Consider the following 21,332-nt stretch of genomic DNA (forward strand, 5'->3'; position numbering starts at 1 on the left):
AAATCTTGTGTAATTACCACTTCCCAGCTCTCACTTTTTACCGCAGTTTCGCCAAGAACAGTCTCGCCAAGATACGTGTAGATTTTTGTCGGGAAGCTACATATTCAACTTGTATCTTAACAGAGTTTGTTTTGACAAGGGCCTATAAGCAGGACTGAAGAGTCAAGACCGACTTCAAAGAATTAATCATCTTTAAAATGTCCCGCTATATGCTGTCGATCGACAGTGGGAGGTTGGCCGCCTCGATTGTTTCCACATCGTTGTTTCCACATAGTGGCAGATGCAAGGGCTACGTTCGGCTTGTTCTTGACAAGGCTGAGTTTGCGTAGGAGAAACTGCAACTACTGCGCTTTCGCTGCTACAGCGTAATTTCCGCTTTCCTGCGGGTAAACCACACCTGTTTCACCTTCGACGCTGGGTTCGCTGTGAGAGTGGGGTCTGAGCTACATAAACTGATTATAACTCTACTGACCGCAAAAGCGATCAAAAATTGTTGGATACTGTTGATCGCCACCCCTAAATGTCGATCGAACATTCTAGGCTGGCCCACGTGGGCCAGCAGGCAAGTTTCAAACCCATCGTCCGTCTTGATTCAATAAATCTCAAATCTCAAATCTCAAATCTAAAATTGTATGACTTGGACAAGGCGACACATTCTCACTCTGGCTGATTTTACCTCGGACGAATACGATACGGTGCTGCAAACAGCAGCCAGTTTTCGGGAGGTGCTCGGCCGCCGCACGAAGAAAGTGCCGGCCCTGCAGGGTCAAGTGGTCGCGAATTTGTTTTTTGAACCTTCTACCCGGACTCGCAATAGTTTTGAGTTGGCGGCCAAGCGGCTGTCGGCGGATACGCTAAATTTTACCCCGGGAAGTTCTTCTCTGACGAAGGGGGAGACTATTCTGGATACGGCTAAGACTTATCTGGCGATGGGAACGGATTTGATGGTAATCCGGCACGAACAAGCTGGAGTTCCCAGCACCATTGCTTCGGAAATGGATCGCTTGGGTTCGAGAGTCAGCGTTCTCAATGCTGGAGACGGCCAGCACGAACATCCATCGCAAGGTTTGCTAGACTTATTTACTATTTGTGCTCTGTTAGATACCGAACGTCCGCGACTGGAACTTTTAGCGGGCAAAAAAATTGCTGTGGTGGGGGATATCTTACATTCGCGGGTGGCTAGGTCTAATATTTGGAGTCTAACGGCTTCTGGGGCAGAGGTTCATTTGGCCGGGCCGCCAACTTTGCTACCGCTGTTGTTTGCTGAGTGTGGCGATGGTAGGGAAGGCAAATTATTTTTGCACTGGCAGCTTGAACCTGCTTTGGCTGATGCTGATTTTGTGATGACTTTGCGGCTGCAAAAGGAACGGATGAGCAACCATTTACTGCCGAGTTTACGAGAATACCATTCTTTGTACGGGATTACGCGCGATCGACTCAAACTCTGCAAGCCGAATGTGAAGGTCTTGCACCCGGGCCCGGTTAACCGTGGCGTGGAAATTAGTTCGGATTTGATGGACGATGCCCAGTTTAGCCTGATTTCTCAGCAAGTTACCAGCGGCGTGGCGGTGCGGATGGCATTACTTTATCTAATCGGCGGCGGTAAAGTTTAGGCTGTTAGTTGTTAGTAATGGATTTCGGATATTCGATTATTTTCAGGAGCGATCGCATATTTAAGATAATCGTTACCCGGTCTGCCCGGGTAACGATTAAAACTCTTTCTAGAAATGTAAATTCCTCTAAAGAGTTAGGAGAGCCACGACGCAGATACCCAGCCGCCGCCTGCAAGTTCGGCCCAGCCACGTTTGTAACGACCGGTCAATGCCACATTGTCTCCATTGTATAACTTGCCGATAACATGAGAACAGCCATCGGGGCGGTGGCGGATATTTAGTCGGCCGCCGTTGGTTGCAACTTCGGCGTAGCTGTGACGGCTGTGACCGCCACAACGGGAGTAGCCGCAACTTGCCTGCGCTTCACCACCGACACCCAGAACAGATAGAGCTACTGCCATACCTGCAACGCCTATCCATGCAGAATTAGGAATTTTCAATTCCAGTTGGAGTTCGGACTCTGGAGATTCATAAGCAACAAAAGAGTGGCTCAATGCTAGTGCTTCCATAGTTTCCTCGTGATTGTTGTTAACATTTGTTGGTGCAGACTCAGGTCGAAACCTCAATTAACAGCCCAAACCATTAACTTCTGTTTCCGAAAAGGCACAAGAGGGCGTTACGGTCTTGCTTTGGCTGAGTAGTCGCCAATTTTCCTGAATCCTGCACAGGTATATCATGCCATCTAAGTAGCTTTCCGGAACAAAAAAATAAATAAAGTTTACATCTGCTGCTTAAAGATTTGGGCGACGAGGATTAAGTAGGAGGGCAGAATTAAACTTAACTGTGTCATTCAAAAGGGAAGAAAGTAATCGTTGGGGTTGGAAATTTATTATACTGAGTTGCCAATGACACTACTTATTTGGGTGTGCTTATTTATTGAGTTGCTACAGCAATATCGGCAGTTAATTTGATCGAACAAGCATCCCGCTCGTCTTGAAGCACGGTATTAATTGGGTTTTGGTGAGTCATATTGTAGCCGATCGCACTTGTGCAGAAGTTCGGGGCGATGGCGTCTGGCTCTCGCCCTTGCTACGAGAGGGGTCTCAAGATTAGCCGCCCCGTTTCCCGGACAAGGATGCAAGATCGATCGGGACTGGATTTGTGTCAAGATCAATTAACTTCTCCAACACCACTTCTTTGGCAATGAAATCTAGCGCTGCACTTTCGATCGGCACAATTCCTCAATGCCATGAATCAGACAGCTTCGCCATTACCATAGCGCCCTTGTCTGTAGAGGAAATATACGCTTTGGCAGATGACGCGGCGAACGGAGCCGTGGTAATGATGAGCGGTACAGTCCGCAACCAAACTGACGGTCAAGCTGTAGTTTCCCTAGAATATCAAGCCTACGAACCGATGGCCGTGCGAGTATTCCAGCAAATCGCTACGGAAATCCGCCGCCAGTGGGCCGATGTCAATCGGGTCGCCATTCACCACCGCGTCGGACACTTGCAGGTGGGAGAAATCAGCGTACTGGTGGCTGTTGGCTGTCCCCACCGGGACTCAGCCTTTGCAGCTTGCCAGTACGCCATAGATACGCTCAAACACAATGTACCGATTTGGAAAAAGGAACATTGGGCCGACGGTTCTAGCAGTTGGGTTAGTATAGGAGCGTGCGAGGTTATCGGGCATTAGTAAGCAGTCATTGATTGACTGTCTGATGACTCAAGCCGATCGCAGTTTCCGAGGGCGGGAACCAATCGGGATCTGCTAACGTCAAAAAATGTGGAATGTTCGATGAGCCAATTCCACCGATGAGCGACTTTATTTCCGTGTCCTGGTCTGCGGTTGTGGCGACCGTTCAAAGAGTGCAATTGCCAGCCGAAAAACTCTCTAATTATGACTTGGTATTGCGTTGTCAGGAAGGAAATCGACCTGAGAGCACTGCCTTTTCAGAACTGTTGAAGCGGTATCAGTCCCACGTAGACAGGGTACTCTATCACTTGGCCCCTGACTGGCAAGACCGAGCAGACTTGGCTCAGGAAGTGTGGATTCGGGTCTACCGCAATATTAACCGCTTGCAAGAGCCTGTTAAATTTCGGGGCTGGCTGAGCCGCATCGCCACTAATTTGTTTTACGATGAGTTGCGGAAGCGCAAGCGGGTGCGAACTCCGCTGTCGCTCGACGTACCCCGTGCTCTGGAAGATGGCGAGGTGGATTGGGAAATTCCGGCCGACAGTCCGGGGCCTGATGAAGATTTGACGACTAGAGAATTTTACGACCAGTTGCGGGTGGCGATCGCAGATTTGCCGGAAGTATTCCGCACGACAATTGTTTTGAGAGAAATAGAAGGTTTAGCCTATGAGGAAATAGCCGAAATGACCGGTGTTTCTCTGGGAACTGTCAAGTCGAGAATTGCTAGAGCTCGCCAAAGGTTACAGTTGGAATTGCAAAAATATCTCGACGGTAATTAGCAAGAGTGATTTCCGACGCCGATCAAGAAGATTTGATGAATTTTGCTGTGACATCAAAACTTCTATTTTACAATATAAATAAGCAGTAAATTATCCTAATAGCGATCGGGTGCTTCGCCAATTTGAGCAAGTGATGTGAAATATGAATTATAACTTTGAATCGGATAAAAATCAGAATAAGCCAGGTATCGGGGATTCACTCACGGAAACTCAAGCTAACAACAATTATGCCCAGGGCAATGTAACTACTATGATGCGCGATCGCTTTGAATTGCTGAGTGCCTACCTCGACGGCGAAGTGACGGCTGCAGAACGCAGGCAAGTTGAGGAATGGCTGACAAATGACCCCACTACGAAACGTTTGTACTCGCGACTGCTGATGATGCAGCAGAGTTTTCACGCCATGCCGGTGCCTGCAGCGGAACAATCTGCACAGGAGTTGGCGGCGAAGGTTTTGCAGCGGGTGGAACGCAAGCCGAAACGGGCTTGGATTTTGGGTGGAGGTGCGATCGCAGCTTTGTTGATTGGAGTGGTGTCTGGTGTCGGTGGTGGCCGCCAATTGTTTGCTCCCCAGTTTGCTCGATCGCCCGTTCCTGCTGAATCTGACGGTTTGATTGTGGCTTTGAACGAGCCTCTGGTGGAGATTGTTAATCCCAACGATTTGATGCTTGGCGTGAATGCACCCATAATGGATATTCCCAAAGTTGGTGTAGCAACCCCTCAAAAGTAATTGCCAAAGGCGCAGTAGAATTTCTGTTTTGAACAATAACGAAAGTCGCTAAGCTCCCTAAAAAAGGGGGCTTTTTGCTGTTTTTCCCAGTTTTTCGAGGTGGATAGATCTTTGGACACTTTCCCGGCTTTGAATGACGAATTGTGGGGCGATCGCATCTTGATATCGAAGTAGGTAGCGAGGGGAATTAGAGCGGGCGATCGCACTTGTCATCGGTTTTTTGCAGATTTGCGATCGGCAACAGCAATGTCTCCTCAATTTCCTGCCGCACAGCAGGAGATACATTACAACCGCTATAGACGCAATCTACCAGCAATTTATTAGCATCGTAATACTTCCTCAGCAATGACTTCTGCTGTTCGCTAAATTGCCAAAGACGACCCATATCGCGATACAAAATCATCATTTGTCTTAATCGCTTATCCCAAGCCTGACCGTTATCTTTCCACCATTTTGCAAATATCTCTTTGTCACTTTTTGGATCGGGCAGTTGTTCCAAAAGTTCTTGTATCGCTTGCCTTTGTTCAGGCTTAAGGGCAGGTACAAGGTCGCAGTCAAGAACAAGGTCAAGGTTAGGGACAAGGGTACGTTCAAGGGTAAGGCTGATGTAACCAAGGGTAGGCTCAAGCGCATCCTTAAGGACGGGGTTCAGGGCAAGGTCAAGAGCACCTTCAAGTGCAAGGTTAAGAACCTGTTCAAGAATTTGTCCCACAACTTTTTTCAGACAAGGGTCAAGAGAAAGGGCAAAGCCACAGTCAAGGAGGGGATATTCGAGGGTAAAGTAAAATGCTCTCACTGCTGCAGGTTTGTAGGTAAAATCAACAGAAAGGGATTTTTGGTTTACCCACAGGAGGAACTGCTGCAACTGCTCGTCCTCAGCGACCAGTCCATCAACTTGCTGTTTCATTGACAGTAACAAGTCATCAGCTTTTGGCAAGATCCCAACTGCTAAGAACAATACTTCTCGCCAACGCTTCTCGGTTAGGTGGCTGACCAGTTTTTCCAAAACTTGTGGCTCGGAATTGGTAACAATTTCTCTGGCAGTGAAATACTCTTGAAATGTTAGATGAGAAAACGAATAAATCCCTCTTGCCCTCTCCACTAATAATCCATGTTGTGCCTCGATCGCCTTCAGCACAACCTCACTATCGATCTCGAACTTAACGGGGTCAGTTGTGCCATCGGCCAAGTTAGCTAGATAGTCGGCAATCAATTGTTGGATTTGATTTTTTTCAAAAAAGTAATCGCCCCGATTGAAAGTAATAGCTGCCACAAAAGCAAGTAAATCTTGTTTCCGGCACAAATTCAAATCGCGATAAACTTCATCCCGTTGAATGCCTCTAGTTTCATCCCATTTTCTGAGCATAATTTCCAGTCCTTCCTCATACAACTTGGTTCTGTTGGATGGAAACTCTGCTTTTGCTTGGAATACTAAACAAGTCAGATTAAGCAAAATTGGCGTTACTGCCAGTTCTCGGATTTGCTGATTTTTTTGCAGTTTCAGCTTCTCTACAAATTGAGAGGCTAAAGCTTTCCCTGCCTCCAGATTATGGGAAAAAGCCACAAACCAATTGAGCGCAAAGGCAGCGATTTGCTTGTTATTAAAATCGGCTACCTCAACACAGGTAAAAGCTTCGTCGTGAAATCGGTACTTAGCAGCGGCAATTCGACAGGTAATTATAAACTGATTGTTGTAATACTTTTGGACAAACTGACGAATCTGTCTGACGACTGCATCGCTATCTGATTCTGGCACTTCGTCTAAGCCGTCCAATAAAATCAAGCCTCTGCCTTGACTGAGTACGAATTCAGTTTGCGATCGCCCCTCAACTCCGCAAGTGGCAAATTCGTCGCTGATATATTCTAATAAGTCAAGATTAGGGATTTCAGCAAAGGTTTTCAGAGGGATAAAAATCGGTATTTTGTGTGCTTCAAATTTTGCGCGATCGCACTGAATGGCAATGTGTTTCAAAAAGGTAGTTTTACCGGAACCAGGTTTGCCGAGTACCATCAATTTAGAGTGAGATTTCACCGCATCCAATCCTGGTACTCGTTTCTGCCGCACTTTGCCTAAACCCAAGCGGTTAAAGTTATCTGCATCTGGGTTGAAGTCTCTGAGTAAATCGCTAATTTCTCCGGGCTGCCAACTGGTAATTTCCTCCAAAATGTTGACTTCAACGTAGAGGTTACTGACATCAACGGGCTGTGCAATATCCAACAGTTGCATTTTGCTGTAAAGCTGTTGGATTTTGCTGTGGCATTTTTGCCGGATCTCTTGCACTACCGAATCAATGTCTAAATTCGGTGGCTGCGGATTTTTGGGTGGAGGACGATCGACAATTTCTTCCCAATTCAACTGCAAAACCGTGCAGAAAGCCTTGAAAGCATTAGCTTTAATTGGGTCTCTTCCTCCTAAAAAACGCCTCCAAGTTGGCAGCGAGAGGCCATCGGCATAGGGCCCGGCCTCTGTCCAAGTTCGATCGGGTTCTAATTTTTGACTAGCTTCTACTAGCCATCTGGGGTCTTCTATCGTCCCTCCCCTTTCTCTTCTAGCTTGCCTAATTTTTACTAATCCCTCCTCAGAGGCTTTGAGGGTCGTCATTATATAATTTACTTTTCTAATTGTCAATGTCAGTTTTCGATCAGTTTAGCGATCGCAAACTGAGTTTGTCAAGACCCCAGCAAAAAAGAGAAAATGATCCTGACAACAAATGCACGGCCTACGGGAAAAGTCAGGTATAAATCATGCAAGATTAACCCTTCAGAATGCCACTCTCTTGTGTCTCTAAAAATTACCTATTAAATGATGAGAAAGGATAGCAACATGAGAAATAACATCAATGAAATTCCCTCCCGTGGAATAGGCATAAAACTTATTAGCAAAATAGCCGATAAGCTCAGCTATACACGCACTTCTGACCATGGCAACTGTCTGTTAATTGTGAAAGATTTTCATCCAGGTATAAAACCACCCCAACCTCCCATTACCTATGGTTATTTGAAGCGGCTACTTGACTTTTTAAACGCCTTGGTTGTGGGGTGGAAAAAGCAACGAGGTCACCAAATTTATCAAACTTATAACCAGCCAATAAAAACACTTCACCTTCAACTAAATACTGACCTCAAGAGTGTTGTTCAAGTTTTATGGTGGGTCGAGCAGTTTTAGAGTATCTACCCATTCCCGAACCAGTTTTGCAGCAGTGCAAACTTGCTACGATAGAAGGGTTTACGAATGCTGTTCGCCACGCTCACAAAAATCTGCCCTTTGAAACTCCGATCAACCTTGAAATAACAGTATTTAACGAACGCCTAGAACTCAAGATTTGGGATATGGGAGAGCCTTTTGACCTCCAAGCTAAGTTGATTGAAGAATTGCCAGTTATTTGGAGCGAGCTGGGATTTATGCTTGACTAAAGAAGCTGTTCTGTAATTGCCAACTTTCAAGTGATAACAAAAATATTTTTTTTGGTGATGACTACTGATACTGCTCCCAAGATTCTCGTTGTGGATGATGACCCATCCATCCGCACTCTCGTTCATCGTTTTTTAACTCAGAAATATCAAGTAGATTCGGCAGCCGATGGCGAGACGGCTTTAACATTGTTTGAAAAATTCAAGCCACGGTTAGTCGTTCTTGATTGGAATTTGCCGGATACTACAGGCTATCACCTCTGCCAGGAAATGCAGCGCCGTACTAATGTTTTTGTGGTAATCCTAAGCAGCCGCACGGACGAAGCTGATAAACTTAAAGTCCTGTCCGCCGGTGCTGATGATTATATCTGTAAACCCTTTGGTTTGGCGGAGTTGGCAATTCGTATAGAAGTGGTGTTGAGACGTATGAGGTCTGTCACTCCATCACGTATTGTATTCGATCAATTCGCGATCGATTCAGCGCGTCGGGAAGCAACACTCAACGACAAAATTATCAAGTTAACAGCCTTGGAATTTAATATCTTGTATTTTTTGGCAAGTCATTCCGGTCAATCTTGGAGTCGCCAACAGCTAATCGAAAAAATCTGGGGGTGGAACTGCGACGACACAGGAGAAGAGAAAGTTGTTAGCGTACATATCGGTCAGATTCGCAAGAAAATGATTCAAGTTGATGCTACTGGAGCGCAGTTTATTAAAACTATTCGGGGTTACGGTTACAGGTTCGAGCCACCTTCGCCCCCTGCAATGGCAATTTCCTAAGCTCATCGGCATTAACTACCTTATTTGGTGAAAAACCGATTTTCCCACGTGCCGTGGGGCAGCCAGATGCCTCCTAGGGAACGAACGCGATCGGGTAACATGAAGTAAGCCCAAGCCCTGCCTAAAGGTTTAAGGTGTCGATCGAAGATTTCGATTTCCTGCCGCTGATATTCGTTTTGTGTCGGTTCCCGCAGCGGATGATAGTCTTCCAATCGGTCTAAATCGTCCAAAATAGCCGAGTTTGCGAAACAGAGGAGAAAACCGCAGACTGTGCCATCTCCGGCCATCATCGCAGGATAGCCGATCGGCAGCGCAAAAAGTTGACCGCGGGCGATCGCGGGGCAAGCATCCACAACTTTTCCTTCGCAGTAGCGGAGGTAGTTGGACTCCCCCGGTTTGAGTGTGCCGTATACAAAGACTTTCATCGGGTAGGGCTTAACCGCTAGTTTTTGCTAACATAGATGGCTAAGCTAATAGTTTAAGTCTCGCGGGCGATCGCGACTGCAATCTTCCTAAATTTCGTTGTTTACCCTTTCTTATAATTCATGACTCTAGCAGTTAGTCTTATTGCTTTTGGACTTCGGCCTTTGTACTTGAGCTCTTTCTTGCCGTCCCTGCCCCTGGACAGCTTGTTTTCGACTCAAGGAATTATGGTGATGCTGCTGGCCGCCTATGCGGGGGCGATGTGGATGTTTCTCACCAGTGCTCCGAAGGTACACACGGTGATGGTATCCGATCTCGGGCAAGCGAGGGAGTTCTATGAAGGTATGCTAAACCTGCCCGTAGCAGAAGTGCCGCTGCACTACTACTACAATTACGAGCAAACTTTGGGCACAACTGGTATCGATCCGCTGTATTTGTCGCCGAATGTCGGGAGGGCAACGAGCTCTCAAACGCTGGGGAGTCCCGAGGGTTTGTGGTATCAGTTGATGAAAAATACGCAGTTGCATATCATTAGCGGCGCTGGTGTAGGGGAAAAAAATCGCGAACGTCATGTTTGTTTCGATCGCGAGTGTTTGGATCAGCTATTGATGAGGGTACAAACTCGCGGCATTAGTTATAAAATTCGCCGGGAAAAGCCGCTGAATTTTTTGGTCAAGGATTATGACGGTCGCGTCATTGAAATGGCTGAGGTTAGTAATTAAATAATACGCGGCGGTTGAAACCGATTGTACACAAAATTTGGTCTCCGCAAAGAGGGACAAAAGAATCAAAGGGGTATTAAAGCCGAATTTGGTATTACATCCCCAGTTAGAAACCCGGTTTATCTCAAAAACCGGGTTTCTTGTTTGTCAATTAATCTTAGATTCAACGCTAGATTTTTCGGATGCTGCCGCTGCTTTAATCTCTGAAATCGCCTTTCGGCTGAAGATTTGGAAGTAGAGGGAAACAAAGAACTCTTTGACGGGAAAAATGATAAAAGTCAAAGGATTAATTGTCACGATGATATTGCGGGCATCCGCTTTAGCTTGTTTGATAACTTGCTGCGCTACCCAATCTGGCGACATAATGCCGATCGGGTTTAAGTTGCTTTTAAACGGCCCTAAAATCAGTTTGCGAACGATGCAGGGCGCGTCCAGCCGGCGCAGGGTGACTAAATCTCCCAGGGCGCGCTTGCTGAGTTCGTACAGGGGACTGACAGCGGGAATTACTTCTGCTTCGGAAGTGTTGATCCAGACTTCTTTGCAAGCGATGTTTTCGTTAGTACGGACTGTTAAGAAAAAGAGTTCCATCAGCCGCCACGCGGAAAAAGTGTTAATTTCGTATGAGTTGGCGATCGCCTCTCCTGTTCTTTCTCCGTGTACATTAATCCCGTGATTGATGACGAGAATATCGATTTTTTCTAAAAATAGGGCTAAGTCTGCCTCTTGGCCAGCTTGCCAAGTTACGGTTTTTACAGGTAAAATTTCGCCGTCTACATCCAAAGTAATTTCCTCATTTCCAGAGGTGAGGGCGATCGCTTTTGCACCAGCTTTGTGCAGGTGTTTGAGAAGCGAACGACCTAAAGTTCCCGATGCACCGGTGACGGCTACAGTTTTGCCTTTGAGAGAAAGTGCTGTACCCATAAGTTTATCTATTAAGGTGAAAGTACCGCAATAGTAAGCATTTTGATTGTCGAAGTGGTGCCGCCAGTGATAAGGTTTATTAACTAACCACTTGCCAGGGGGAGTCAGAAAGTCTCCCGGTTGGTGGGTGATGTCGGTTAATTCGTCTGCGCCTTTGATGCCGCACCCGCGGGCGATCGCGCTCAACAAAAAGCCTAAAGTATAAATACAACCCGCTGCTGCGCCCCAGTGATATTCCGGCAGCCCAAAATAAGCTACACCCCACAGCAACAACCCCAAAACCATCATAGCCGCAGCTTCGGGCACGTCGTGACGCCAGTGTGCTTGCTTGTAAATAGTCTCGCTGACGGGCGTCAAATTCGGGCGGAAAACGCGGTGATGCCAAGTGTGCAGCTTTTGCAGCGGTCCCCAATAATGGGACACGACGTGATAAAAGTCTCGTATTATTTCTGCCCAGCAGACAGAAGCTATTGCCACAGCGCCGACTATCCAGTAATTTACCATGCTCGCACCAGTTTGAAATTTGAGATATTAGATATTGTCTGCTTTGAAAGATAACTCACAATGGCTTTTATTGCTAGTCTGGGAGTTGACTCAGGCGTTTTAAAATCTGCAAAACGCGGTACAATTCATTGCCGGGATTGCGGATTACAAATTCTGGCGATAAGGCATACTGCGAAGTTTCCCCTTTGACTAACTTGACAAAACTAAAGTTAGCACCTGTGGAAATCATTCCAAAAGTAGGAGTTTCAGGATCGGGATCTGCCAGCATATATGTCAGGAGTTGGGCAAGTGCTTCGTCAGTTGAAAACGAAAGTTGTTTGGATTCAATTACTGTCACCCATAAGTTTGCTTTCATAATTAGAATATCTATTTTGCCTTCGATGATTCTGCCTTCGTCTTCCTCTTGAATGGCGATCGATTTTTCGGCTTTGACTTGAAAAGGAGACTCATAGAGACCGGCAATAAACAAAATGGGGCTGATGATTGTTAGCTTGACTGCATTTTCCAATACAGGCGGGGTGTCTACCAAGTTGAAGTATATGTCTTGGACGCGATCGAGCAATTGTTTTTCTGAGTCTGTTACTTCGGGTAAGTTTTCTTGCCATTCTCGGAAAAATTCGCTGTTACGAACTCGCTGCAAGCCGAAGTTATCAATTAGATAGCGGAGGTTGATGTCTCTTGATTGAATTTTTTGCATTAATTTTATCATGATTTATATGGTTGTTAATAAGTTTAGCATAATTGGATTTTTAACCGCAGATTAACGCAAATGAACGCAGATGAAATTCTGAGGAAGTTAATTTGGCCCCGATGTCTGTTCATGGGGATTTGCGATCACAATTCGCTGTTTTTGTCCAGCTTGCATTTGCAGTAATTGCGGTACGGTGACAAAACGATATCCCTGCTGTTTGAGTTTGGGAATAATTGCAGATAGCGCCTCGACTGTTTGCTGGCGATTTCCGCCGCCGTCGTGCAACAATACGATCGCCCCCGATGTCGCTTGGGATAACACGGTATGGGCGATCGCAGCGGCCGGAGGTTGCAGAAAGTCTTTAGGATCGATCGACCACATCACCACTACATAATTTTTCTTTTTAGCGTAATCTGCCAAACCGTTATTTAAGCGGCCGCCGGGAGGGCGAAACAAGAAACTTTTTGCCCCTGTCGATCGATAAATATGAACGCCAGTATTATCTATTTCATCCGATGCTGTTTTTTCCGTAACATTGTGAGAATAGTGATGCCAAGTATGATTGCCGATCGCATTTCCTACTTGCACAACTCTTTTAGCAATTTCTGGATACTCCCGCAAATTTGCACCCAAGCAGAAAAATGTGCCCACAACTTGGTGTTTCTGCAAAACTTCTAATATTTTCAAAGTTTCTGGCGTTGGGCCATCGTCAAATGTCAGGGCGATAACTTTTGAGTTGTTAATACTGGCTTTATAAACAATTTGGCTGCGAAATTGCACGGGCGGTGCGAAGATTAAAGGTTGTTCGGGAGGTGTGGGAGAGGGAGTTGCGGGGGGAGAAGGGGGTGTTTTTAGTTTTGGGGGTTTCAGGAGGTTGGGCGGGGAATTTTCAACGGGTGCGATCGGTATTAGCGCATTTGAATTGGCGGTTTTTCTGTTTTCCGACACCAGAGAAATTGTGATGCTCAATCCGATAAGTATAACTGTTTTAATAACCAGTTTTTTATGGCCTTTGCGATTCATCAGGTATAGAATTTATTTAGAACAATCTCATTATGCCTGATTGTTCTGCTAGCTTAAAAGTTGGGTAAATTATTTTTTTTTGCAAAACCTCGATCGCACTAAAGCTAGACTTAGGCAGAAACCGGGTTTTTTTAGGCAAATCAATCGTGGCTAGCCACCCTTTCCGCTATCAAAACCCGGTTTCTTAATAAAAAATCTACACTTTCAGGCTCTTTCGGCGACAATAAAACGACGTGATGACACCCTATCTGTCAAGGACTATCTACAATCTGCAAGTTTGCCGCGCCCTTTCATCCTCCGGTTCTTGCCACCCAAAAGCAAAATGGCTCACCGCATTAATTTGTGGCGTCGCCGAGCGAATTGCCCGCATTTGAATCTCCAAAGACGGCCGATTTCGGAGAGGTTTTCCCCAATCTCCAGCAATAGCAGGAATAATTTTTGCTCCCGCAGGCGCTAAACTTACTGTTCGCTGCACCTGTGGCACAATGCAGCTTACATCCCCGCAATTTCCGTAAGACATGGCGTGGAATTCTACAGCAGCCGGAAATGTATCCCAAGGCTGCAATCTCGAATCATATCCCCCTTGATTTATCGCTTGATTTGCAGTGGGAAAAAATACTGCTCCTACAGGAATTCCGATCCTTTGAGCTGGTTGAATTGCTATACCCAAAAAATCTAAAATCCCTTGGACTGCGTGAGCAACGCTTAGTTTCCACAGGTCTTTTTGCAGAATGCCGATATCAGGCAGCGGCGGTGTCGTTTTTGATGTTGGAGTTGCAGGGTTTGGCTTGTTAGCGGCGGGATTTGTTGAGGCTGATCTTGATGTGGCATTCTCTCTTCTAGAAGGTGGAGTTGCTACTGACATCGCCTGCGGAATTCGGCCCTGCCAAAGAGGTTCTCGCTCCGTTGGATACTGTTTGACTACTGCTTGAACGTCATTACTATTGATAAATCCTCTAGTCAAATATCGCTGAATTAAATCTCGCCCTTGCTGATTGTTAGCCCGCTGCAAAAGAACTTGCTGCGATGCTGGGCCGTAAATCCACAAGTCTTGAACTTTAGTAGCAACTGAAGCGGGTCCGACGCCCCTTAGATAGCGAATGTAGTCGAATAACATTCCTTGCGGCTTGCGCTTGACTATTTGATTTACTAACAAAGTATAGTCTTGCCGTGCTTGTGGGTTGTACGGATCTATAAAGGCTTGATTACCGGGAACTTCTCCGAAGTCCTCGTTAATTGCTGCGTCTTCACTTGCTGTTAAACTTGTCTGATTTTTACCGTTGAGAGCGAGGGCTTGCTGTCTGTCTGGACGCTGAGAATAGGTATAGCCAAAGTTCATGGTGAACAACCAGGCGTATACTTTTAAACCTCGCTGTTTCCCTTTGGCGATCGCCTTTTCTAACAAATCGTATTTCTCGTAACCACGATTTCTCAAAACAGAAGGCCAAGCCGTAGGATTGTCTGCGACTGGTAGCAGCACTTGACCGTCATAAAATGTTTCTATATAGACTTGGTTGTAGCCTTTATTCACAACTTTGTCTAATACTCGATCGAGTTCTCCGGGTCTGACATCGCAGGGATACAAACGCAGCCAAACTGCTTGGGTTTCGGGCCAAGTTTTTTGGCGGCATTCTGCTATTTCCCGCGCGTCTTTGCTCAAAACAGCAAAATATGCTTGCTGAGATTCCGGTTTTCCTGACAGCGCGGCGCGGCGCAAGTCTTCTTTTTGATTTACTTGTTCTTGGGATAATTGGCAATAGGCTGATGTTTCGGCCAAAGCTGGTTGATTTTCAATAAACGGCCAAACAAGCTGGCTGATGAAGCTACTGGTTAAAACAGCAGTTACCGCACTGAAAAAGCGTCGCTGGTGTTGAAAATTCGCGATGCGAGTTGGTGCAATTTTCATGGGATAGTTGAATGGGGTTTTCTAGTTTAAATTGGGTGGCGAGCGCCTTTTTGTGATCGCGCTCAACAAGCAGCTACAAATTTTCTACTTTTTTCGGTTGACCTAGTTATGGCACAAGTCGATCGCACAATGCAAATTCTATCGGGCGGCTATTTAAATTCAAGAAGGGCGATCGCGTAAGATAAGATTGGGCGATTAAACCGCTGCTAGGTTATACAAAATTTCCTCTGCCTAAGTGTTGGCGCGCAGGCACCCACCTTCGCGGACTCAAAAATAAAGGGGGTAAAAAGCCCGGATTTGATCTCATACCCAGTTCGATTTTTTAGTATTTTTTCACTAAATGCTGCATAAAAAAGCGCCTGGATACAGTGGGCGCTAAAAGCAGTTGATATTTCTACTAAAAATTGTTAACACTCAAATATCAAGGATGAAAGATGAATTGTTAAAATTTATCCTTGATCCTAAATTTTGAGATTAAGCTCCTCTGTTAAGAGCAGCTTCAATCTGCTGAAATTCTGACTCAAGACGCTTTTTCAATTTTTCAGGAACGGGACGGTTGGGATAGGAACTGTAATGTCCTGCCAAAGAGTTTAATGCCGTCCGCATTGTCGTGAAAGAGGCCAGCTTGGTAAGAGCGGGATCGCGGCGATATGCAGCAAAAAAATCGTTGATGCTGGTGCGAGCAGCGGCTTGAGCGGCGGCTTTTTCGGGCGCGCCCTCGGGCAAAGTGAGCGCTGTTCTCAAGCTCTTCACTAATGCTAATGTGTCTTGGCCATAATCTCCACTCAGAGTGGCGGGAACATTCGTACAGCCCGCTACGCCGATGACAACAACTAATACCAGGGCTAACAGACGGGAAATGTAATGCTTCATAAGGTTTAGAAAAATGGAAGCGAAAGCGGCAATCAAAATTAACCTTTATCCTATCTCGAATTGAGCTAATAATGCCACTTTCGAGTTTTTTTTGTGCCAATACCATGAAAAAGATAATTTGTCAATCTAAAATCTAAAATCTAAAATCTAAAATCGATTGATTTGTCCAGCAACGACGGAGAGAATTTGGGTTTGTCGCAGCCACTGAGCATCAAAAGCGCCTAGGTGAGTTGTAGTAATCAGAGTTTGAAATCGTTCTTGAATTGTTTCTAAAAGTTGATTTTGGCGGCTCAGATCGAGTTCTGCAAGTACGTCGTCGAGCAACAGTAAAGGCGCTTCGCCGACGACTTCTTCAATAAGCTGCAATTCGGCTAATTTTAATGCTAATACCAGAGTTCGCTGCTGACCTTGGGATGCGTATTGACGAGCTGGGGTATTGTTAATTGTAAATGTAATGTCGTCGCGGTGGGGGCCGACTAAAGTGGTTCCTTGAAACTGTTCGGCGATCGCCCTTCTTTGAATTTTCTCTAAAAATGCTTGCCGCACTCCTTCGAGATTGTCTTTAGCGATTAATTCCGCGCCTACTTCAATATTAGCATCGTATTTTACATCTAAAACTTCTGCAGAACCACTAATGGAACGGTGCCAATTTCGAGCTAAAGGCATCAATCGCTCCAAAATTCGATCGCGCCTGCGGATCACCCGAGCGCCCGCTGTCGCCAACTGCGCGTCCCACAAAGCTAATTCTGAACTGGGAATTGGGGATTGGGAATTGGGGATGGGTAAGTCTTCTGTATTTTCCGGTTCGGGACTTTCGGGTGCAATAAATCGCATTTTGTCAAAACTGTCGGAAAATTCCGCTTTCCTGATTTCTTTAGAACGTTTCAACAGAGCGTTTCGCTGGCGCAAAATTTGGTTGTACTGCTGCAAAATGTGAGCGTAAATCGGTTCTAACTGGATGACTAAGCGATCGATCCAATTGCGCCTTCCTTCGGGCCCGCCGCGCACTAAGTCCAAATCCAAACAAGAAAATTGCACTACATTTAAGACACTCAAAAAGTCTAAATGGCGACGCAGCGGTTCACCGTTGAGCTTCAGTGTCCGACGCGCCCCAGAGCGAAGAGTTAAAGCTAAGTCGATCGCTCCGGTTTGACGTTCGAGTGTAGCATCAATTTGCCCGATCGGCTTTGAGTCGAGTATTAAATCGCGATCGCGCGATACTCTGTGGCTTTTTAATGTAGAAAGCAACTCTACCGCTTCTAACAAGTTAGATTTTCCTTGAGCGTTATTTCCTACTAAAATGGTTTTGGGAGCGTCAAACGCTACCTTTTGATCGAAGTAGTTCCGAAACTGCCGTAAGTGCAGCGTTTTCAAATACATAATATTAGTAATCGGTGAGCGGCAATTCGTAATAGGTAATTGATAATTAGTAATACATCTGCGATTTCTTTCGGAGTGGCTCGCTTCACTGCGTTGCACCTGCAATGACATTATAGCGAAGTAATAAATGTTTAATTCCGTCTCACGAGCTATTTCGTCTTTAGAGCGATGACTTTCGCTGTGAGCCAGGGGTCAAAATCCCTGGCGGATGTTATTTAGAATAGCGCCCCATGCGGTCTGTATAACGAATAATGGAACATCGCTCCTTCTCCGTCAGCCGTTAACACTATTTTCTAGATTTGTAAAAGCGCACGAACAGTTTTTCCATTTCAATCCACACAAACATCAGGGCGCTGAAACCGAAGCAAACCATCAATTCAAAAGGCGACAAATAGTGAGTACCGAAAAAAGCTCTCAGTGGCGGAACGTAAATCAGCATCAATTGCAAAGCAGTAGTAACAATCACAGCTCCCCAAACAAAAACGTTAGTCAAGGGATTTAACTCGATAGTTAGCTGAGTGTTAGACCGAATTGCGATCGCGTGACCCATTTGTGCCAAACAAAGAGTTGTAAACACCATTGTTTTCCAAGCATCTGGATCTCCGACATGATTGGGGTTGGTGGTATATCCGTAAGCCCAGGACATCATCGCGATCGTCAAAATTGCAAAAATAATCCCGATCCGAATCATGTAAGAACCCAAACCCCGCGCAAAAATACTTTCTCGCGGACTGAAAGGAGGCTTTTTCATCACGTTCGGTTCCGCCGGTTCCACGGCCAAGGCCAAAGCGGGAACGCCGTCTGTTACTAAGTTCATCCACAAAATTTGCAGCGGCGTCAGCGGCACTCCTCCCAAACCGATTAAAGGTGCGGCCGCAATTGTCAAAACTTCGCCGATGTTGCTGCCCAAAATGTACTTAATAAAGCGGCGAATATTGCTATAAACCACTCGCCCTTCTTCAGCGGCGGCGACAATAGTTGCGAAGTTGTCGTCGAGGAGCACCATATCGCTAGCTTCTTTGCTGACATCGGTGCCGGTAATCCCCATTGCGATGCCGATATCGGCTTGTTTCAAGGCGGGGGCGTCGTTAACGCCGTCGCCGGTCATTGCGACAAATTTGCCCCAACTTTGCAAAGCTTGGACTATTCGCAATTTGTGTTCTGGGGAGACGCGGGCGTAAACGCTAACCTGTTCGACTTGCTGTTTGAGTTCTTCTTGGCTGAGTTTTTCTAATTCTTGACCGGTGAGAACTCGATCGCCCTCTGTTGCAATACCTAAATCGTAGGCGATCGCTTTTGCAGTCAACTGGTGGTCTCCTGTAATCATCACCACCCGAATGCCTGCATCGCGGCACTTCACCACTGCTTCTCGCACTTCCGGGCGTGGGGCGTCCAGCATACTGACGAGTCCCAGCCAAATCATGTCTTGTTCGCTGGTTTCCTCAGAACCTTCGGGTGGCACGTTTTCCCAGAGTTTGTACGCAAAACCGAGGACTCGCAAACCGCCGCTTGCCATGTTGTTGTTTTCGGCGAGGATGCGATCGCGCATTTCCTGAGTTAAAGGTTGTACTCGATCGCAGACTATAATGCCTTTGCAGCGCTCCAAAGTCAACTCTGGAGAACCTTTGGTCAGCATCAAATAATTCGGCTGCTGTCCTTCAACTGCTGGAAATCCCGAATTTCCCGATCGGCCGGGCACTTCGCAAATCACGCTCATTCGCTTGCGTTCGGAAGAAAAAGGAAATTCCGCCGTCCGCGGCAGCAATTGAGACTGTTTTTCCTTATATATGCCTGCTTTTCCTGCTACACACAGCAGAGCTCCCTCCGTGGGATCTCCCAAAATCTTCCATTCTTGCTGTTCTTGCTGCAATACTGCGTCGTTGCAGACTGCACAGGCAATTAATAAAGATTCGAGTTCTGGATATTCTTCTAAATTATTAATTTGGGTCGATGTATGGCGATCGGTAAAATCTCCGATCGGGGCATAGCCGTCGCCTGCGACGGCGACTGTGCAGTCGCCCGTAGAGACTAGCTGAACTACCATTTTATTTTGAGTCAGAGTACCTGTTTTGTCGGAACAAATGGTTGTTACTGAACCCAAAGTTTCTACCGCAGGTAGTTTGCGAATCAGGGCGTTTCGCTTCACCATCCGCCTAGTTCCGAGTGCCAGAGTAACTGTCACGACTGCTGCGAGTCCTTCGGGAACCACAGCCACAGCCATGCTGAGAGAAACTTCTAACAACTCTTCAAACCTGCTGGTATCGAAACCGATGCCGCCGTTTTGGAAGGTAATCATGCCGCCGATGACGACAATTGCGACTAAGGCTAGGGCACCGGAGACTAGAACATTTCCCAACTGGCTCATCCGCTGTTGCAGGGGAGTCGGTTCGTTTTCTACTGACTGAAGCATGGCGGCAATTTTGCCCAGTTCAGTTTCCATTCCGGTGTTGGTGACGATCGCCTTTGCTCGTCCCTGAACAACTTCTGTGCCTTGAAAAATTAGGTTGAGTCGATCGCCCAACGAAGAATCTTCTGGAAGTTCTAGATCGGCTTGCTTGGTTACTGCTAGAGCTTCCCCTGTCAAAGCAGATTCTCTGACTTGCAGATTTGATGTTTCGATCAAGCGTGCGTCTGCTGCTATTTTTACCCCAGCCTCCAACAGCATCACGTCTCCGGGTACAAGTTCCTTGGCGGCTATTTCCGAAGTTTTGCCGCCCCGCAGGACTCTGACTAGGGGGGAAGCGAGGTTTTTGAGGGCTGCGAGGGCTTTTTCAGCACTTTGCTCTTGGAAAAAGCCGAGAATGCCGTTGAGTATGACGATCAAAAAAATGGCGATCGCATCTTTGGGAAAAGTATTTTTTTTGATGTCCAAGAAAGCCGAAATCACTGCCACACCTATCAGCATCAACAACATGATGTTGGTGAACTGATCGACAAAAATCGACCACGGACTGCGGCCTCCTGTTTCTTCTAGTTCGTTGGGGCCGTATTGCTGCAAGCGTTCTGATACCTGTTGGCTGCTCAAGCCAGCGTCTTTGTTGCTGCTTAGCTGCTTGAGAGTTTGGTCAATTGCTACGGTGTGCCAAGAAGAGGGAGAAGTTGAAGACATAAATTACGATCGAGCATAGGGCAATTAGGGGACTGCGGCCGGACAGATACAGCCGATAGATGTCGCTGATGGCACTGAGAGAGTTTTTAGTTTTTAGTTTTGCATAAAAAACTGTTTAACTTGGGACTCGTATGTGGCGGTTCGAGGCCGGGAAGGCAGGAAGCTTTCAACTTCACTGCGTCTGGCGGATCTATCGCGCCGTTTGTAGACCTATCGCTCATAGCACTTATCCACCTTAACTAAAAATTAGCAATTTCTTCGGCTTTTACCCACGGCCCAACGGCTGAGTTTAGTCTTTAAATGGTGATATTTCGGGCAAAAGTTGTGGCTGTGGCGATCGGGGTCACAATAAGATTCGATTTTACCTACCGAATTCTGCCTGCATCCTGGCTGGGGCAGAATTTTTGCTTTTTTCCTTATTCCCCATTCCTTGTTTTAGCCAAACGTTAATTTGCTTAACTCTTCTTAACCATTCGGTTTTCCGTAGGAAAGCCAACAGAGGCGATCGGCTGAGGCGAGGGTTTGGGGCAGGTTCATTCGTGTCAACTTAACGTCAAACCCAGTTAGAGACAGATGTTTGACTATTAAGACCAGAGCCCCCTAGCCCCCTTAATAAGGAGGGGACAGGAGTCTTCTCAAAGTCCCCCTTCTTAAGGGGGATTTAGGGGGATCTAGACTTTGCCTAAAAGCGACATTTATCAGGGGTTTCCGGCTTAAGTTGACACCAACGGGGCGAGCCTACCCCCACAGCATGGGTCAAAGAACCAAACTCGGGGTTTCCCGCTGCACCGACGCATCTACCGCAGGGAGGACATTTGCCAGCCCTCGCCGA

18 protein-coding genes are annotated in these 21,332 nt (G+C 46.5%); 8 read left to right on the top strand and 10 right to left on the bottom strand.

From position 1 onward, the window contains the following. The first annotated feature begins 632 nt into the window (after positions 1-632). The gene (locus tag QT996_RS01025; RefSeq protein WP_333044037.1) at positions 633-1,613 is read left to right on the top strand and encodes an aspartate carbamoyltransferase catalytic subunit; all 981 of its coding nucleotides are present in this window, start codon (positions 633-635) and stop codon (positions 1,611-1,613) included. A 134-nt stretch (positions 1,614-1,747) separates the two neighbouring features. Here the strand turns inward: QT996_RS01025 and QT996_RS01030 are convergent, their stop codons facing one another. Continuing rightward, complete coding sequence (locus QT996_RS01030; protein WP_333044038.1) at positions 1,748-2,122, bottom strand: SH3 domain-containing protein; 375 nt, start codon at positions 2,120-2,122, stop codon at positions 1,748-1,750. 634 nt (positions 2,123-2,756) lie between these two features. Here QT996_RS01030 and QT996_RS01035 point away from each other — a divergent pair. The 3 genes from QT996_RS01035 to QT996_RS01045 all read left to right on the top strand — a co-directional run bounded on the left by QT996_RS01035 (position 2,757) and on the right by QT996_RS01045 (position 4,757). Next, entirely contained in the window at positions 2,757-3,248 is a 492-nt protein-coding gene (locus QT996_RS01035) for a molybdenum cofactor biosynthesis protein MoaE (RefSeq protein ID WP_333044102.1), read from the top strand. Between the two features lie 119 nt (positions 3,249-3,367). After that, complete coding sequence (locus QT996_RS01040) at positions 3,368-4,027, top strand: sigma-70 family RNA polymerase sigma factor (protein ID WP_006631278.1); 660 nt, start codon at positions 3,368-3,370, stop codon at positions 4,025-4,027. Positions 4,028-4,169: 142 nt separating this feature from the next. Beyond that, positions 4,170-4,757, top strand: coding sequence for a zf-HC2 domain-containing protein (locus QT996_RS01045; protein ID WP_333044039.1), 588 nt, complete (start codon positions 4,170-4,172; stop codon positions 4,755-4,757). A gap of 187 nt (positions 4,758-4,944) precedes the next feature. On the opposite strand, the gene QT996_RS01050 is transcribed toward QT996_RS01045, so the two are convergent. After that, positions 4,945-7,359 carry an NACHT domain-containing NTPase gene (locus QT996_RS01050; protein WP_333044040.1) on the bottom strand — a complete coding sequence of 805 codons (2,415 nt, stop codon included), beginning with the start codon at positions 7,357-7,359 and terminating at the stop codon, positions 4,945-4,947. 222 nt (positions 7,360-7,581) lie between these two features. Here QT996_RS01050 and QT996_RS01055 point away from each other — a divergent pair, with 222 nt between their 5' ends. Genes QT996_RS01055 through QT996_RS01065 form a run of 3 tightly spaced genes read left to right on the top strand, consistent with a single transcriptional unit; the run spans position 7,582 to position 8,948 of the window. Then, positions 7,582-7,923: a hypothetical protein gene (locus QT996_RS01055; RefSeq protein WP_333044041.1), complete on the top strand. Its 342-nt coding sequence runs from the start codon at positions 7,582-7,584 to the stop codon at positions 7,921-7,923. Continuing rightward, on the top strand, positions 7,902-8,171 hold the full coding sequence (locus QT996_RS01060) for an ATP-binding protein (protein ID WP_333044042.1): 270 nt from the start codon (positions 7,902-7,904) through the stop codon (positions 8,169-8,171). Before QT996_RS01055 ends, QT996_RS01060 begins: the two co-directional genes overlap by 22 nt. A gap of 57 nt (positions 8,172-8,228) precedes the next feature. Next, positions 8,229-8,948 (top strand): response regulator transcription factor, encoded by a 720-nt coding sequence (locus QT996_RS01065; RefSeq protein WP_333044043.1) that lies wholly within the window; start codon positions 8,229-8,231, stop codon positions 8,946-8,948. Positions 8,949-8,968: 20 nt separating this feature from the next. On the opposite strand, the gene QT996_RS01070 is transcribed toward QT996_RS01065, so the two are convergent. Then, the gene (locus QT996_RS01070) at positions 8,969-9,373 is read right to left on the bottom strand and encodes a gamma-glutamylcyclotransferase (RefSeq protein WP_333044044.1); all 405 of its coding nucleotides are present in this window, start codon (positions 9,371-9,373) and stop codon (positions 8,969-8,971) included. A gap of 120 nt (positions 9,374-9,493) precedes the next feature. Here QT996_RS01070 and QT996_RS01075 point away from each other — a divergent pair, with 120 nt between their 5' ends. Next, positions 9,494-10,093, top strand: coding sequence for a glyoxalase-like domain protein (locus QT996_RS01075; RefSeq protein WP_333044045.1), 600 nt, complete (start codon positions 9,494-9,496; stop codon positions 10,091-10,093). 147 nt (positions 10,094-10,240) lie between these two features. Here the strand turns inward: QT996_RS01075 and QT996_RS01080 are convergent, their stop codons facing one another. From QT996_RS01080 to QT996_RS01110, 7 genes are all read right to left on the bottom strand, one after another. Beyond that, entirely contained in the window at positions 10,241-11,518 is a 1,278-nt protein-coding gene (locus QT996_RS01080; RefSeq protein WP_333044046.1) for a bifunctional sterol desaturase/short chain dehydrogenase, read from the bottom strand. A gap of 73 nt (positions 11,519-11,591) precedes the next feature. Further along, complete coding sequence (locus tag QT996_RS01085) at positions 11,592-12,215, bottom strand: restriction endonuclease subunit R (RefSeq protein ID WP_333044047.1); 624 nt, start codon at positions 12,213-12,215, stop codon at positions 11,592-11,594. A 99-nt stretch (positions 12,216-12,314) separates the two neighbouring features. Beyond that, positions 12,315-13,232, bottom strand: a complete 918-nt coding sequence (locus QT996_RS01090) for a polysaccharide deacetylase family protein (RefSeq protein WP_333044048.1) — start codon at positions 13,230-13,232, stop codon at positions 12,315-12,317. A 262-nt stretch (positions 13,233-13,494) separates the two neighbouring features. Beyond that, positions 13,495-15,138 (bottom strand): family 10 glycosylhydrolase, encoded by a 1,644-nt coding sequence (locus QT996_RS01095; protein ID WP_333044049.1) that lies wholly within the window; start codon positions 15,136-15,138, stop codon positions 13,495-13,497. Between the two features lie 474 nt (positions 15,139-15,612). Then, the gene (gene psb27 / locus QT996_RS01100; protein WP_006631261.1) at positions 15,613-16,011 is read right to left on the bottom strand and encodes a photosystem II protein Psb27; all 399 of its coding nucleotides are present in this window, start codon (positions 16,009-16,011) and stop codon (positions 15,613-15,615) included. A 147-nt stretch (positions 16,012-16,158) separates the two neighbouring features. Continuing rightward, entirely contained in the window at positions 16,159-17,391 is a 1,233-nt protein-coding gene (locus QT996_RS01105) for an AAA family ATPase (protein ID WP_333044050.1), read from the bottom strand. 286 nt (positions 17,392-17,677) lie between these two features. Next, a complete protein-coding gene (locus QT996_RS01110; protein WP_333044051.1) occupies positions 17,678-20,500 on the bottom strand; it encodes a cation-transporting P-type ATPase in 2,823 nt (940 codons plus the stop codon). Positions 20,501-21,332: the final 832 nt, after the last annotated feature.

Origin of the sequence: Microcoleus sp. S13C4, from assembly GCF_036700865.1 — a bacterium.
Classification (GTDB): domain Bacteria; phylum Cyanobacteriota; class Cyanobacteriia; order Cyanobacteriales; family Microcoleaceae; genus Microcoleus.